The sequence below is a fragment of the Streptomyces sp. NPDC107575 genome, from assembly GCF_055657265.1.
Genome location: NZ_JBVKBG010000009.1, coordinates 124962 through 140403, shown reverse-complemented (window position 1 = coordinate 140403; position 15442 = coordinate 124962). Strand labels below are relative to the sequence as shown.

The following is a 15442-nucleotide window of genomic DNA, read 5'->3' as shown; positions in this document are numbered from 1 at the left end:
TTTCCGGTCAGACCACGTCAGTCCGCGGATTCCGGATTCCGGGACGCCGCCTCGGCCGCCCTCGCGGCCGCGCTCCCCGGACGCTTTCGGGCCACCCAACCCTCGATATTCCTTTGCTGGCCCCGCGCCACGGCCAACGAGCCGGCCGGCACATCCTTCGTGATCACGGACCCGGCGGCGGTGTACGCGCCGTCCCCGATAGTGACAGGAGCCACAAACATGTTGTCCGAACCGGTCTTGCAGTGGGACCCGACGACCGAGTGGTGCTTGCTCTCCCCGTCGTAGTTCACGAAGACACTCGCGGCACCGATGTTGGTGAAGTCGCCGATCGTCGCGTCGCCCACGTACGACAGGTGCGGCACCTTCGTACCCTCACCGATCGACGAGTTCTTCGCCTCGACGAACGTCCCGATCTTCGACTTCAGGCCGAGACGCGTGCCGGGGCGAAGGTAGGCGAAGGGCCCGACGGAAGCCTCGGGCCCGACCTCGGAGCTGTACGCCACCGTGTTGTCCACGTGCGCGCCCGCACCGACACGGGTGTCCGTGAGCCGGGAGTTGGGACCGACCACGGAACCCTCGGCGAGATGCGTGGAACCGTGCAACTGCGTGCCCGGCAGCACGGTCGCGTCCCGCTCGAACGTCACCGTGGCGTCGATGAACGTGCTGGCGGGGTCGACGACGGTGACACCGGCGAGCATGGCCCGCTCAAGAAGACGGTCATTGAGGGTGCGACGAGCCTCCGCCAGCTGCACCCGATTGTTGATCCCGGCGATCTCACGATGGTCGGCGGCCACGGACGCACCGACCCGGTGCCCCGCCTCCCGCAGAATCCCGAGCACATCGGTGAGGTACTCCTCGCCCTGCGAGTTGTCCGTCCGCACCTGCTTCAGCGCCTCGACGAGCAGCCGCCCGTCGAACGCGAAGACACCCGAGTTGATCTCATTGATCGCCCGCTGCGCCTCGGTCGCGTCCTTGTGCTCGACGATCGCGGTGACGGCGCCCGAGACGTTGTCGCGGACGATCCGCCCGTACCCCGTCGCGTCCGGGACCTCGGCGGTCAGCACGGTCACGGCGTTGCCGTCGGCGGCGTGCGTCGCGGACAGCGCCTTGAGCGTCCCGCCGGTCAGCAGCGGGGTGTCGCCGCAGACCACGACGACGGTGCCGTCCAGGCCGTTGTCGGGGTTGAGACCTTCCAGCCCCATCCGCACGGCGTGCCCCGTGCCGTTCTGCTCCGCCTGCACGGCGGTACGGGCCCCGGCGTCGATGGTGTTCACATGCGCGGCGACCTTCTCCCGCTCGTGACCGACGACCACGACGAGCTCCTGGGGCTCCAACTCACGGGAGGCGGCGAGCACATGACCGACGAGCGAACGGCCGCAGAGTTCGTGCAGGACTTTCGGCGTGGCCGACTTCATACGGGTGCCCTCACCCGCTGCGAGTACGACGACGGCTGCCGGGGTGTTGGCGCTGCTCACGGGTGGGCCCTTCGGCGTCGGATGCGTTGTGGGGTGGACATCCGCAGGATACCGGGGCGTTTTGGGCCGGGCATGGGGGCGGGGCCCGACCGTTTCGATCGGGCCCCGCAACCGCGTACAGCTCCCCCGCCAGGACTCGAACCCGGACAGATGGCACCAAAAGCCACAGTGCTGCCAATTACACCACGGGGGATCGTTACGGCCCGAAGTGGACATAACGTCAGGCCGTCGATCAGCACCCAACACTATGCCGTACCAAGAGCCTTCGATGCGACAGCCTTCGAGGTGACGGGCGAGGGCGGGGCGGTACTGACCAGTGGTGACGATGTCCACCGAAACTCACCGGAAAACGGGCAGTCGACGCCCGTAGTCTGGAAGGCATGACCACAGCGGGGGAAGTTCACCGAGTCGCGGCCGGGGGGCCGTGGTGGTGGGCGCGGCGCAGGGCCGCCGCGCTGGATGTGGTGTTGGCGGTGGCGTCCGCGGTGGAGTGTGCCGTGGAGGGGGTGCCGTTCGCGCACAAGGCCGGTCTTCCGGTCTGGGTGGGGGTGCTCTTCGGGGTGCTCACCGGTTCGACGCTCGTGCTGCGGCGGCAGTGGCCGATCGCGGTGGTGCTGATCTCGGTGGCGGTGACGCCGGCGCAGATGGGCGTGCTGCTCACGGTCGTCGGGCTGTATTCGCTGGCGGCGTCCGAGGTGCCGAGGCGGATCATCGGGGCGCTCGCGGGGATGTCGTTCCTCGGCACGTTGATCGTGTCGGTGGTGCGGGTGCAGCAGGACTCGGCGGCGCATGCGGACACGTTCCAGGTGGCGAACTGGGTGGTGCCGTTCCTGGCGATCACGACGGCGCTGGGGGTGACGGCCCCGCCGTTGCTGCTCGGGCTCTACGTGGGGGCGCGGCGGCGGCTGATGGATTCGCTGCAGGAGCGGAACGAGTCGCTGGAGCGGGAGCTGGGGCTGCTCGCGGAGCGGGCCGAGGAGCGGGCCGAGTGGGCGCGGGGCGAGGAGCGGACGCGGATCGCGCGGGAGATGCACGACGTGGTGGCGCACCGGGTGTCGTTGATGGTGGTGCATGCGGCGGCGTTGCAGGCGGTTGCGCGGAAGGACCCGGAGAAGGCTGTGAAGAACGCGGCGCTGGTCGGGGACATGGGGCGGCAGGCGCTGACCGAGTTGCGGGAGATGTTGGGGGTGCTGCGGGCCGGGGATCCGGTGCCGCGGCGTGCGGACCGGATGCCGTTGGAGGCGGTGGGGGTGGCCGCGGCGGCGGCGGCCTCGCGGGCCGAGGCGGAGACGGACGGTGGGCCGTTGCTGTCCGAGGTGGAGGAGCTGGTGGAGCAGTCGCGGGCGGCCGGGATGGTGGTCCAGGTGTCCGTGGAGGGTGAGGTGCGGGGGTACGCGGCGGTGGTGGAGCAGACGGCGTACCGGGTGGTTCAGGAGGCGTTGACGAACGTGCACAAGCATGCGGCGGGCGCGAAGACGTATGTCCGGCTGGCGCATCGGGGTGCGGAGGTGGCGATGCAGGTGGAGAACGATCCGCCGCCGGAGCCGGGCGCTGCCGCGTCGGCCGGGCTGCCGTCCGGGGGAAACGGTTTGGTGGGCATGAAGGAACGCGTGGCGGGCCTCGGCGGCGTCTTCGTGTCGGGCCCGACGGACGCGGGTGGGTTCCGGGTGTCGGCGGTGCTGCCGGCGGCGTCTTAGGCGGGGCGCACTGGGGGCCGAGTGGTGCTGCCGGGCGGCGTGATGGTTGCGCGGCACCGGTCCTCCGGTCGGCTGCGCCGGTGTCCGCTCATCTCCCACCACCCGTCCCCTCCGGGGGCTTCGGCCCGTCCGGGGCCCGGTCGCTGTGTCGTGGCCGGGGCCGTTCGTCGTCGTTGCGCGGCACCGGTGGCCGGGGCTCTTGCCGGGGGCGGGGCCCGTCGTCATGGGTGCGCGGCACCGGGGGCCGCCTTGCCCACCCTGCCGCCCAAGGCGGCAGATTGCCCAAGTCGGGTGGGGCCGACCGCCACGGGTGGGGAGCCGCGGGTGGCGGCAGATTGCCCAAGCCTGTGACAGCAGTCGGCACCGGGCGGGGCCGAGACCCAAGGTGGTGGTGCCCGGCACCCGGGCCGAAGCCGAAGCCGGTGACAGTCCCGGCACCCGTGGCGCCGAAGCCCCCGGAGGGGGCGGGTGGGTGGGAGATGAGCGGGGGAGAGAGCGACACGTGTATGGGCGTGGGCGGCACGTTGCCCGAGGGGCCGTTGGCGTCCGCGGACACGTTGCGGTGCCGAGGGCACGTCGTCGGCCATGAGCGGCGGTGCCGCCCAAGGGCGCCGCACCGTACGCGGACGGCCCGGCCCGGCCCCCGTAGGGGCCGCCTCAGCCACCCCGCAGGGACAGCCTCAGCCACCCCGCAGGGGCCGCCCCGGTTACCCCGGAGGCGACAACCGAGGTGGCTGGACGCCGGTGATCAAGGTGGAGAGGGCCTCGTCTATGTCGGGGCCCAGGTACCAGTCGCCGCTGTGGTCGAGGGCGTAGATGCGGCCCTCCGTGTCGATCGCGAGGAGCGCCTCCGTGCCCGACTCGGCCCCCAGCGGAGCGAGTTCCGTGTCGAGGGCGCGGCCGAGGTCGCCGAGGGTGCGGGCCGCGTGGAGGCCGTGCAGCGGGTCCAGGTGCGGCTGGGCGGGGGCGATGTGCCGGCCGGGGCCCGTGGGCGTGAGGTGGAGGCCGCCGAATTCGGCCCAGGCCTCGACCGCCGCGGGGAACACCGAGTGCCGGTGCCCCGCCGGCGAGACGTGCGTGCGCAGCGCGTCCGCCCAGAACTCCGCCTGCTTGATGTCCCAGCGGCCCGGCTGCCACCCGGCGACGCGCAGCGTGGCGTCGACCAGGTCGGAGAAGCGGGCGTCCTGGGAGGTGGGGTGGGGCATCAGTGCGCGGCCTCGTTGTCGTCGTGCGGGGTGTCGGTGTCGGGGGCCACGACGTGGACGCCGAAGTGGGCCGTCAGCGCGGTGCAGGCGCGGCAGGGGCGGGCGAAGCCGCCGTGCAGCGGGTCCCCGTCCTCGCGGATGCGCCGGGTGGTGAGCTTGGACTGCTTGAGGGCCTTGCGGGCCTCTCCGATGGTCATGGGTCTGCGGCGGGCCCGCTTCGACTTCTCGGTGCGCTCGGTGTCGCTCGCCGCGAGGTGCCGGGAGACGAGGATGGCCTCGGCGCAGCGCCCGGTGAAGCGGTCGCGCTGCGCGCTGGTCAACGTATCCAGGAAGTCCTGGACCAACGGGTGCAGTTCCGGGGCCTTTTCGCCGCGGGCCGCGGTCGCGGTGAGGGTGGTGCCGCGGACGGAGAGGGCGGCGGCGACGGTGGGGAGTATGCCGTCCCGGCGCACGCGAAGGGTGGGGACGGCGCCGTCGTCGGTGGCGCTCCAGCCGACGCGCGGGTCGTCGCCGGGCTGCTCGTCCGCGGGTGCAGTTTCCTCTGCGGTACCGCTGCGCATCTGTTGTTTCCCCTCCTGCAGTTCCCCACTGCAATCCCCCTGGTTGCCTGCACAGACTGCCAAACGGGCCTGCGGGAGCGGAAGCCGGACCCCGATCTCGGCGCTGTCATCGCCCGATCGTCACGTCGTGGTGATCCTCGGGTGACTGCTGGTCATGGAACCGGAGGCCCGGTGACCGGTGTCGCGCAACCGCATAGGCTGTCGTTTGATTCGTACGGATCGGGAGCAGGTCCGGAACAGACCCGGAACAGCCCCGGGACAGATCCGCATCCGTCACCAGCGCCGCAGGGGGCAACAGCCATGACGACAGGTCGGCTCGGGCAGCAGGCCGCGCCGCCGAACGCGGCTTATGCCGGGCAGGTCGTGCACTTCCCGGACCCGGTCCGTGCGGCCCGTCATCCGCGCGGGGTGCGGGTGGACGGTGACGGTTTCCCGGATTTCGCCCCGTATGCCCGTGCCGTGGCGGAGATCGCGGATCCGCCGCAGGGCTTCGGTGTCGACGAGCTGCGGCTGACGGACTACGTGTCGGCGAACGCGGCGCTCGCGGCGTCCGGGCACGAACTGTGGGACACGGTCCCGCAGGTGGCGACTCCGCACGGCTGGACGTGGCACCACGCGCGCGGTTCGCGGCGTCTGGAGCTGATCCCGGTCGAGGTGAAGGCGCTGCTGCGGCATCACGGTGGTCTCGCGACGGCGGCGGTGGACCAGCACAAGCGGGGCACGCGGCCGTTGCAGGACACGCGGCCCGTGCACTTCGGTCTCCCGAAGTCCGGTGTCGCGGTGACGGAGAGCCAAGTGCTGTCCGCGGAGGAGGACTTGGGGTACCGGCTGCCGGGGGCGTACCGCTCGTTCCTGAAGGCGGGCGGCGGGTGTGCGCCCGTAGGTACGGGCCTGGACGCCGAGTTGGGTCTGCTGGTCGACCAGCCGTTCTTCACGGTGCGCGACGAGGCGGCCGTGAACGACCTCGTGTACGTCAACAAGTGTCTGCGCGATCACCTGACGAAGGACTATCTGGGTGTCGCGTTCGTGCAGGGCGGGCTGCTCGCCGTGAAGGTGCGGGGCGACGCGGCCGGTTCCGTGTGGTTCTGCGCGTACGACGACGCGCGGGACAGCGGTGGGACGGCGGAGCTGCCGGTGGCCGAGCGGGTGGAGCGGCTGCTGCTGCCCTGTGGTGCGGACTTCGACGGGTTTCTGTCCCGGCTCGCGGGCAGTCCGCCGGAGTTGGAGACGGTGGCGAATCTGATGGTGGACGGCGGCTTCGCGCGCGCCGTTCCCGTCGCCGGTGGGGAGTGAGCTTGCGATGGTGACGTTCGCGCAGGCGCAGGAGCGCGCCGAGGAATGGATCAACGGGGACGTGCCCGCGTACCAGCATCGTGAGGTGCGGGTACGGGAGTTCGAGCTGGGCTTCGTCGTGTGGGCGGAGGACCGGGAGGCCGGTCCGGTGTCCGACGGCGGGCGGCAGCGCCTCGTGATCGCGCGGGACAGCGGGGACGCCTCGCTGTGGCCCGCGCTGCCGGTGGGCGAGGTGATCAGGCGGTACGAGGAGGAGTACGGGCTGCCGGACGCGCCTGCCGGGTCGCAGGCGGCGAAGCCGCCGGAGCGGGTGGACCTGAACCAGACGTCGTTCCTGCTGACTCCTCCGGAGTGGTTGCAGGAGGCGGCGGACAAGAAGGCGGACGAGCCGGGGCCGGTGGCTCCGGCCGCTTCTGCCGTGCCCGCTTCGGCCGCGTCCGCTTCGGTTGACGAGACGCCCGCGGACGCGGTTCCGGCGGCGTTCCAGGACGAACCGCGGGACGCCGTGCCGCCGCTTCCGGTCGACGCGACGCCGTGGGCCGGTACGGACACGAACGGGGTGGGCGACGAGGAGGACCGTTCGGTCCCGCTGCCCGACACGGTGTTCTCGCCGCCGCTCGCCGAGGACGCGCCGCCGCCCGGTGTCCTGCCGGACGCGCACACGGCCCGCATCGTGGGCGGCAGCCAGTTGCCGCCGACGGCGGTGTCCCCTGCGCTGGACAAGGAGCCGGAGGCGTCGTCGTACGGCTATCCGCAGGGCGCCCCCGACGCGGCCGCTGCACAGCCGCCTGCTGCTCCGCCTGCTCCGGCTTCTTCGTACGGCTATCCGCAGGGCGCGATCCCGCCGCCTCCGCCGCCGCCTCCGTCGGACGTCCCCATTTCGTACGCCCGTCCGCAGGGCCCGCCCGATCCGGCCGCGCAGCCGCCGGCGCCGCCTGCTCCTTCGTACGGTTTCCCGCAGGCCGCGCCCGACGCGGGCTCGCAGCCGCCTCCGTCCTCGTTCCCGCCGCCCGCTCCGGGGACCGCGATTCCCGGGCCGCCGCCTCCGGGTGCCTCGTACGGCTATCCGCAGGAGGGTCCGGAGGGCCGCGACGCCGCGGGCCGGCCGCTCGCGCCCGGCGCCGGTGACATCGCGAACGCCGCGACCAGCAAGGCGGAGCCCCCGCGGGGCGGTGGCGCGCAGACTCCGCCGCCGCCGGGACCGCCCGGCGCCCCGGCGGGCGGCTACGTACCCACGCAGATGGTGTCCGCGCCCGGCCCGGACGGGCCGCCGGAGACGTCCGGGACGCCCGGTCCGCCGCCGCCTCCTGGCGCTCCCGGTACTCCTGGTGCTCCCGGTGCTCCCGGCGAGGGCGTGCACCATGCCGCGACGATGCTGTCGGGCCCGCCGCCCGGCGGTCCCGCGGGCCAGACCCCGCCGCCTCCCGGCGCTCCGGGCGTCCCTGGTCCGCCGCCGCCTCCTGGCGCTCCGGGTGCTCCCGGCGAGGGCGTGCATCACGCCGCGACGATGCTCTCGGGCCCCGCCCCGCAGGGCCCCGGCGCGACGCCTCCGCCTCCGCCCCCGCCCGGCGCCCCGGGCGGCCACCAGCCCCCGCCGCCCGGCCCCATGCCCCCGCCCGCTCCCGGTCAGCAGGTTCCCGGCCCGCCCCCGGCGGCGTACGGGTATCCGCAGCCGCAGCAGCCCCAGCCGCCCGCCCAGCCGGTGGGGCAGCCGACGGTCGGGCCCGGGTACCAGGCCGTGCTGCGCTACCGCGCGCCCGACGGGTCCGAGCAGCAGCTCATCCGGCGGTCCGCGCCGGGGACGCCGCACCCGGAGTGGCAGATCTTCCACGAGCTGCGCGGCATGAACATCCCGCCGGACCAGGTCCTCGAGCTCCACACGGAGCTGGAGTCCTGCTCGCTGCCGGGGGCCTACTGCTCGCGCATGATCAAGGAGCAGTGGCCGCAGGCGCGGATCACGTCGATCGCGCCGTACGGCACGGATCACGCGAGCCGTCAGCAGGGCATGCAGCAGCTCCTCGCGCACCAGGGCGAGCTGCACCAGGTCGCCGACGGCCCGGCGCGTCCGGCGCCGGTGCGCGCCCCGCTGCAGCCCGCGCATCCCGCGCCCCCGGCCGCGCCGGAGGCGATCGCGCAGGAGCTGGCGGCGGCGTTCGGGCCAGGTGTGTTCCGCTTCGACCAGCGGGCCGTGTCGCGGCAGGGTGTCCCGGACACCGTGGCGCACACGCTCGTCGTCGCAGGTCTGCCGTCCGACTTCGGGCCGTTCTTCTGGGCGCAGGCCCAGCCGGGCCGCCCGGTGCCGACGCTCGCCGAGCTGGCGCAGGAGCGTGGCGTGCAGGCGGCGTCGGACGCGGGCTCGTACCTCGTGATGGGCAGCGACTTCGGCAAGGCGCTGTGCGTGCAGTACGGGACGGCGAACATCGTGGCCGTGCCGGTGGAGGCCGGGCCCGATGGCGCCCCGGCGCCGCCGCAGTTCGTGAACAGCGGGCTGCCGGAGTTTGTGCGGTCGCTCGCCCTGCTCGGCCGGATGTGGCGGCTGCGCTTCGGGCTCAACCAGGAGCAGGCGGGCCGCTGGACCGTCGACTTCCAGGCGGAGCTGAGCGCGATCGACTCGGCGGCGCTCGGCTCGCCCGAGACCTGGTGGTCGGTGCTGCTCGAGCAGATGTGGGACGGCCTGCTGTAGGCACCCGCGGACGGTTGTGAGGGGGCGCTCGACCTGCGGGATCGGTCGGGCGCCCCGATCATGCGCACATGGCTGGTGAGTGGAGTGAGCCGACGACGGTGCGGGCGACGCGGCCGCGGCGGCGCTGGCCCCGGCGGCTCGTGCTGACCCTGCTCGTCGTCCTGGTGGTGCTCGTCGCGTACGGCGTCGGCCTGTATTTCTGGGCGGGTTCGCGGCTGCAGAAGACGGACGCGTTCAGCGACTACCAGGGCCGTCCGGCCGCGGGCGCGGGCACGAACTGGCTGCTGGTCGGTTCGGACTCGCGGGCGAACCTGACGCCCGAACAGCGCAAGGACCTGCACGTCGGCAACGACGAGGGCAACCGCACCGACACGATCATGGTGCTGCACTACGGGGACAACGGCCCGTATCTGGTCTCGATCCCGCGCGACTCGTACGTCCCGATCCCGGGACACGGCCAGAACAAGATCAACTACGCGTACTCGGTGGGCGGCGCGAAGCTGCTCACGCAGACCGTGGAGCAGTCGACGGGGCTGCGCATGGACCACTACGCGGAGGTCAGCTTCCTGGGTCTCGTCGATGTCGTCGACTCGCTCGGCGGAGTCGAGATCTGCGTGGCCGACGGCGGCCTGCACGACGAGAAGTCGGGCGCCGACTTCGACGCGGGCTGCCAGACGATGAACGGCACGCAGGCCCTGCAGTACGCGCGTGCCCGCTACTCCGATCCGACCGGCGACCTGGGCCGCGTCAAGCGGCAGCAGCAGCTGGTGGACGCGATCGCCGCCAAGGCGCTCAGCCCGGGCGTGCTGGTGCCGCCGTGGAACCTGATCCCGTTCATGAGCGCCTCGCTCGACGCGCTGACCGTCGACCAGGACACCGGGGTCGCCGCGCTGGCGAACATGGGTGTCAAAATGTCGGACCCGGCCGCGACGACGACCGTTCCTGTGGGCAGTGAGCCCAATGTTTCGGGGGCCGGGGACGTGGTGATGTGGAACGAGAGCGAGGCCGATCAGCTCTTCACCGCGCTGCGCGAGGACAAGGCGATTCCGACTTTCGACGGCAATTGACGCATCCTGGACCGAGTGGGTCGACCTGAGTGTCACGTGTGTCGGAATGTGGCCGCCTCCGGTTGTTCCATCAAGATGTGCGCCAATCGCGCAAAATGTCGTAGATCGGGCCTGCCGATGCCGGTCGGTGTGCCTTGCCGGAGAGGGGTTCCAGATGAGCGGTGCGGGTGGAGCGGGGTCGTCGCAGTACGGCTTCGTCGTCGTACGGGGCCGGGGCTACCGCCCCGAGCAGGTGGAGGCCGCCGCCGCGCAACTCTCCGGGGAACGGGACGAGGCCTGGGAGCGGGCCGCGCGCCTGACCGTCCTCGCCAAGGAGATGGAGGAGGAGGCCGAGCGGCTGCGCGAGGCCGTCGCGAACCTCGCCCCGCAGACGTACGAGTCGCTCGGCAAGCGGGCCCAGTACCTCCTCGAACTGGCGGAGGAGGAGGACATCGCCGTGCGCGGCGCCGCGCGGGACGACGCGCAGGCCGAGGCCGACGCCGCGCGGGCGGCGGCCGACGAGGCGCGGGACGACGCGCAGGCCCACTCCGACGAGGTGCGCGCCAAGGCCGAGGAGTACGCGCAGCGGCGCATCGCGGCCGGGCAGGCCGAGGCCGACGACATCCGGGTGTCCGCCCGGCGGGACGCGAAGGAGACCCGGGGCGAGGCCCTGGAGGAACTGCGCGCGATGCGCGAGCGCACGGAGGCGGACCTCGCCGCCCAGGCGAAGGAGCACGCCGAGCGGATCGAGGAGGCGGACCGGGAGGCGGCCGAGCAGGTCGCCGCGTCCGAGGCGTGGGAGGCGGGCGCCGTCGCCGAGGCCGAGGAGCGCCTGTCCGGGGCGAAGCGGGCGCTCGGCGAGACCGAGGAGGAGGCGCGGCACGGCCAGGAGGACGCGGAGGCCGCTGCGGCGGAGCTGCTCGCGCAGGCGCGGGCGCGGGCGGAGCGCATTGAGCGGGAGACGGAGTCGATCCTCGAGGGGCACGAGGAGCAGCGGGAGGAGCTCCGCGCGCACATGGAACATGTCCGGGCGTCGTTGTCCGCCCTGACGGGCAAGACGGCCGACGCGGAGTGACGGCGACCCGTCCGCCGCTCTCGGGGCTCTGCCCCGGACCCCGCTGCTCAATCGCCGCAGGGGCTTGAAATGCCAAGCACCGCGGGACTTGATCCATCAGCCGCCGGCGGGGCTTGATTTATCAAGCCCCGCCGGCGATTGAGGCGCGGGGTCCGGGGCGGAGCCCCGTGGCGTAGGGGCGGACGGGCGCACCGTTAAGGTGGGCGGTCGTCAAGTGGTGGGCGGATGCGAGAGGTTGAATCGGCATGGGTGATGGCCAGCTGACACCGGAGGTGGAGCGCGGCACCGTCCGGCGCATCACCATCGTGGGCGAGGACGTCCTGCGCCGCCGCTGCGCCCCCGTCACCGACACCCTCTTCGGGACACCGGAGCTCGACCGCCTGATCGACGACATGTTCGCCACGAACCACGTCGCGCACGGCGCCGCCATCGCCGCCAACCAGGTCGACGTCGACCTCCAGCTGTTCGTCTACGACATGGAGGACGACTGGGGTGTGCGGCACACCGGCCACATCTGCAACCCCGTCCTCGACGAGCAGCCCCCGGCCGAGCGCCGGCTCGTCGACGAGATGGAGGGCTGCCTCTCCGTGCCGGGCCCCTACAAGTCCGTGGCGCGCGCCGACCACGCCGTCGTGCGCGGCCAGGACAAGGACGGCAACCCGATCTCCGTCGAGGGCCGCGGCTACTTCGCCCGCTGCCTCCAGCACGAGACGGACCATCTGTACGGCCGCCTCTACATCGACCGCCTCGCCAAGCGCGACCGCAAGGACGCGCTGCGGGAGATGGAGGAGCTGAAGGACGGCGTCCTCGCGCGCCGTGCCGAGCTGGCGGAGCGGCTCGGCAAATGACTTGCTCCTCGGGCTGAAGCCCGAGGATTCTGGCCTTCCCGACGTGTTGCCGTGCTGCTACGCGGCACGGGCTTGGGTCGGGATTCCGTGGCTTCCTGTTTCTGCGCGCTGTGCCGGGACTGCTCCCGGTCTTACCGGCGCTCCGCAGGCCGATACCGCCAGTCCGGCGGCCGTTTTGATGTTGATCGCGGCGTTGATGTCCCGGTCATGGACCGTCCCGCAAGCGGTACACGTCCATTCCCGGACACCAAGGGGCTTGGGCCCGTCCTTGCCCCCGCAGGTGGAGCAGGTCTGGGAGGTCGGCTCGAACCGGCCGATCTTCACCAGGGTGCGGCCGTAGCGCTGGGCCTTGTAGGCCAGCATGCCGACGAAGGTGGACCATCCGGCGTCGTGCACGGACTTGGCCAGCCTGGTGCGCGCCAGTCCCGCCACCGACAGGTCTTCCACGGCGATCCCTTGGTTCTCGGAGATCAGCTTCGTGGAGAGCTGGTGGTGGAACTCACGGCGTGCGTCGGCGACCTTGGCGTGGGCGCGGGCGACTTTGAGGCGGGCCTTGGCCCGGTTTTTGGATCCCTTCTGTTTGCGGGACAGATCCCGCTGGGCCTTCTTCAGCTTCTTCTCCGCGCGCCGCAGGAAGCGGGGGGAGTCGATCTTCGTGCCGTCGGAGAGGACCGCGAAGTGGGTGAGTCCGAGATCGATGCCGATGGTGCGGTCGGTTTCCGGCATCCGGGCGGCGTCGGCGGCAAGGTCGGTGTCGATGACGAACGAGGCGAAGTACCGGCCTGACGCGTCCTTGATGACGGTGACCGAGGTGGGGGTGGTAGGCAGGGTGCGGGACCACTTCACCTTCACCGCGCCGATCTTCGGCAGGTTTAGGCGGCCGCTGTCGGTGATGCTCCAGCGGGCGTTGGCGGTGAACCGGACCGACTGCCGGGCGTCTTTGCGGGACTTGAAGCGGGGCGGGCCAAGCCTCGGGCCCTTGCGGGCGCCTGTGAGGGAGGCGAAGAAGTTGCGGTGGGCGGACTCGGCGTCCCGCAGGGACTGCTGGAGCACGACCGCGGACACCTCGCCCAGCCACGACCGCTCGCTCGTCCGTTTGGCCTCGGTGATCAGAGAGCGGGACAGCTCCCCGGCCGTGGGGGAAGGCCGCCCGGCCTTGCGGGCGTCCTCGCGGGCACGCACCGCGTCGTTGAACACGACACGGGCACACCCGAACGCCCGCGCCAACGCGACGCGTTGACCAGGCTCCGGGTACAACCGGAAGGCATACCGAAGCTGCATGCGAAGATCGTACGAACGGACCACACCCTCCGTAACCGGGAACACCCGTTCGCCCCATCACCCTCGCCAGGGACCGCTCCATCCGGCTCCGCCGGAACGACACTGCGACCCTCCGCATCACAGTCACCAGATCCGCTTCACCACCGGGCCGAAGCCCGATGCACTACGAATGAATCTCGGTAGCAAGAAGTAGCGCTGGGGCGCGCTCAGTGCCGCGTGCTCTCGCCCGGCGCCGTCGGCGAGCCCGCCAGGATCCACGCCTCCACGGCCTCGTACTGCTGTCGCTGGGTGTCGGCCCTGCGCCGGTCCGTGAGGACCGTGCCGAGCCAGCCGAACAGGAAGCCCAGCGGGATGGACACGAGCCCCGTCGACGTGAACGGGAACCAGTTGAAGTCCATGCCGGGGAACGCCGACGTGGGCGAGCCCGACACCAGGTTGGTCCCGGTCATCAGGACGACGCAGGCCGCCGTGCCGCCGAGCAGCGTCCACAGCAGGCCCGCCCGCGTGTAGCGCCGCCAGAAGAGGCTGTACACGAGGGCCGGGGCGATGGCGGACGCGCCCAGGCACAAGGAGAGCGTGACCAGCGGCTGCAGGTTGCGGTGCTGGAAGACGCAGGCCAGGGCGATCGCGAAGGCGCCGACGCCGAGGGCCGACATCCGGGCGATCGACAGTTCCGTACGGTCCGTCAGGTCCCGCTTGGCGTACGCGATCACGTCGTGGGCCAGGGAGTTGGCGCAGGCGAGGATCATGCCCGCGACCGAGGCGAGGAGTGTCAGGAACAGCGCCGTGGTGACGGCGGTGAACAGCAGGGACTCGCCCGTGCTGGTCGTCGCGCCGAAGACGGCCCGCGCCCCGAGCAGATACGCCGTGTTGCCCTGGCGGTCGGCCGCCGCGATGGCCGGAGCGCCGAGCATCGCCGTCGCGCCGAAGGCGACCACGGAGATGACCAGGACGAACATTCCGACCGCGGACACCGCCCAGGTCATCGAGCGGCGCACCTCGCGCGCGTGCCGGGCCGTGTACATGCGCATCGTGACGTGCGGCAGCGCGGCCCCGCCGATGACCACCGTCAGCTCCGAAGTGATCATGTCGAGGCGGGGGGTGGGGCTGTGCGCGAACTGGAGGCCCGAGGTCAGATAGCCGTTGCCCGCCCCGCTGCCGCGTGCGGCGGCGGCGAGCAGGGTTCCGGGGTCCCAGTCGAAGCGGCGCAGGACGAGTACGGCGATCACCGCGCCCGAGCCGAGCAGCATCACGATCTTGAAGATCTGGATGACGGCGGTGCCCTTCATGCCGCCGATGGCCGCGTAGCTGATCATGAGCCCGCCGAGCGCGATCACGCAGGCCGTCTTGAAGCCCTCGTTGGTGAAGCCGAGGAGGAAGGCCAACAGATCGCCTGCGCCCGCCAGTTGGACGAGCATCATGGGCATCAGGGCCGCGATGGTCGCCGCGCAGGCGGCCATGCGTACGGAGCGGCCCGGCATCCTGCGTGCGAGCGTGTCGCCCATGGTGAACCGGCCCGCGTTGCGCAGCGGTTCGGCCAGCAGGAACATCAGCAGCATCAGGGAGAGCGCGGTGCTCAGGGCGAGCACCACGCCGTCGTAGCCGAGCAACGCGATGACGCCGCCGGTGCCGAGGACGGTGGCCGCGGAGATGTAGTCGCCCGCGATGGCCAGGCCGTTGCGGATCGGGCCGAGGCGGCCGAAGCCGGTGTAGAACTCCTCGAGGCCGTCGCGGTCGGGGCCGGTCATGATGCACAGCAGCAGCGTGATCGTCGCCACCGCCGTGAACGAGACCAGGGACATGGCGTCGGTGGACGCGGCGGCGACGGCTTGACCTGGGGTCATCGCGCGTAGCCCCCGCCCTTGCGGCACTGCCGGCGGATGCGGTGGACGAGCGGGTCCACGCGGTGCCGGGCCGTGTACTCGTACAGGAGCAACGCCAGGCAGGTGACCGGGAGTTGGCACAGGCCGATGAGCAGACCCGTGGAGAGGCCGCCGGTGGCCGAGCGGTTCATCAGGCCCGGCGCGAACGCGGAGAGCAGCAGGAACAGCGTGAAGTAGCCGAGCGCCGTGAGGGTGGCGACGCGGCGCTGCCAGCGGTAGGCGGTGCGCAGCAGGCGCAGTTCGCCGCTGGGGGCGTCGGGGTGGCGGGGGAGGCGGTGGGAGTGGGGCTGCGAGCGGGGCGGTGTGTGGGGGTTGGCGTACGGCTGGAACGGATGGGGCCGCGATGGGTGTGGCTGGTACGACATCCCTGTTCTCCTTGCGTGGCTCGGGTCCGCC

Annotated in this window: 12 protein-coding genes and 1 tRNA gene; 6 read left to right on the top strand and 7 right to left on the bottom strand. The window is 72.1% G+C overall.

Going from position 1 to position 15442, the window contains the following annotated elements; translation table 11 throughout:
• Nucleotides 1-17: 17 nt before the first annotated feature.
• Both glmU and ACZ7L4_RS36775 read right to left on the bottom strand, forming a co-directional pair.
• Nucleotides 18-1475 carry a bifunctional UDP-N-acetylglucosamine diphosphorylase/glucosamine-1-phosphate N-acetyltransferase GlmU gene (gene glmU, locus ACZ7L4_RS36780; RefSeq protein ID WP_472109400.1) on the bottom strand — a complete coding sequence of 486 codons (1458 nt, stop codon included), beginning with the start codon at nucleotides 1473-1475 and terminating at the stop codon, nucleotides 18-20.
• Nucleotides 1476-1596: 121 nt separating this feature from the next.
• Nucleotides 1597-1668 (bottom strand) — tRNA-Gln (locus ACZ7L4_RS36775).
• A 187-nt stretch (nucleotides 1669-1855) separates the two neighbouring features.
• On the opposite strand from ACZ7L4_RS36775, the gene ACZ7L4_RS36770 reads away from it, so the two are divergent.
• Entirely contained in the window at nucleotides 1856-3172 is a 1317-nt protein-coding gene (locus ACZ7L4_RS36770; RefSeq protein WP_472109399.1) for a sensor histidine kinase, read from the top strand.
• A 707-nt stretch (nucleotides 3173-3879) separates the two neighbouring features.
• Here the strand turns inward: ACZ7L4_RS36770 and ACZ7L4_RS36765 are convergent.
• Nucleotides 3880-4377 carry an SUKH-3 domain-containing protein gene (locus ACZ7L4_RS36765; RefSeq protein ID WP_472109398.1) on the bottom strand — a complete coding sequence of 166 codons (498 nt, stop codon included), beginning with the start codon at nucleotides 4375-4377 and terminating at the stop codon, nucleotides 3880-3882.
• Complete coding sequence (locus ACZ7L4_RS36760) at nucleotides 4377-4937, bottom strand: YwqJ-related putative deaminase (RefSeq protein ID WP_472109397.1); 561 nt, start codon at nucleotides 4935-4937, stop codon at nucleotides 4377-4379. Before ACZ7L4_RS36760 ends, ACZ7L4_RS36765 begins: the two co-directional genes overlap by 1 nt.
• A 300-nt stretch (nucleotides 4938-5237) precedes the next feature.
• On the opposite strand from ACZ7L4_RS36760, the gene ACZ7L4_RS36755 reads away from it, so the two are divergent.
• From ACZ7L4_RS36755 to def, 5 genes are all read left to right on the top strand, one after another.
• Nucleotides 5238-6230, top strand: a complete 993-nt coding sequence (locus tag ACZ7L4_RS36755) for an SMI1/KNR4 family protein (protein WP_472109396.1) — start codon at nucleotides 5238-5240, stop codon at nucleotides 6228-6230.
• A gap of 7 nt (nucleotides 6231-6237) precedes the next feature.
• Complete coding sequence (locus ACZ7L4_RS36750) at nucleotides 6238-8913, top strand: SUKH-4 family immunity protein (RefSeq protein ID WP_472109395.1); 2676 nt, start codon at nucleotides 6238-6240, stop codon at nucleotides 8911-8913.
• A gap of 68 nt (nucleotides 8914-8981) precedes the next feature.
• Nucleotides 8982-9980 carry an LCP family protein gene (locus ACZ7L4_RS36745; protein WP_472109394.1) on the top strand — a complete coding sequence of 333 codons (999 nt, stop codon included), beginning with the start codon at nucleotides 8982-8984 and terminating at the stop codon, nucleotides 9978-9980.
• Nucleotides 9981-10134: 154 nt separating this feature from the next.
• A complete protein-coding gene (locus ACZ7L4_RS36740; protein WP_472109393.1) occupies nucleotides 10135-11034 on the top strand; it encodes a cellulose-binding protein in 900 nt (299 codons plus the stop codon).
• A gap of 245 nt (nucleotides 11035-11279) precedes the next feature.
• Entirely contained in the window at nucleotides 11280-11882 is a 603-nt protein-coding gene (gene def, locus ACZ7L4_RS36735; RefSeq protein ID WP_472109392.1) for a peptide deformylase, read from the top strand.
• Between the two features lie 57 nt (nucleotides 11883-11939).
• Here the strand turns inward: def and ACZ7L4_RS36730 are convergent, their stop codons facing one another.
• From ACZ7L4_RS36730 to ACZ7L4_RS36720, 3 genes are all read right to left on the bottom strand, one after another.
• Complete coding sequence (locus ACZ7L4_RS36730; protein ID WP_472109391.1) at nucleotides 11940-13163, bottom strand: RNA-guided endonuclease InsQ/TnpB family protein; 1224 nt, start codon at nucleotides 13161-13163, stop codon at nucleotides 11940-11942.
• A 206-nt stretch (nucleotides 13164-13369) separates the two neighbouring features.
• A complete protein-coding gene (locus ACZ7L4_RS36725; RefSeq protein WP_472109390.1) occupies nucleotides 13370-15007 on the bottom strand; it encodes a sodium/solute symporter in 1638 nt (545 codons plus the stop codon).
• The gene (locus ACZ7L4_RS36720) at nucleotides 15004-15411 is read right to left on the bottom strand and encodes a DUF485 domain-containing protein (protein WP_472109389.1); all 408 of its coding nucleotides are present in this window, start codon (nucleotides 15409-15411) and stop codon (nucleotides 15004-15006) included. The genes ACZ7L4_RS36725 and ACZ7L4_RS36720 overlap by 4 nt, the downstream gene beginning before the upstream one ends.
• Nucleotides 15412-15442: the final 31 nt, after the last annotated feature.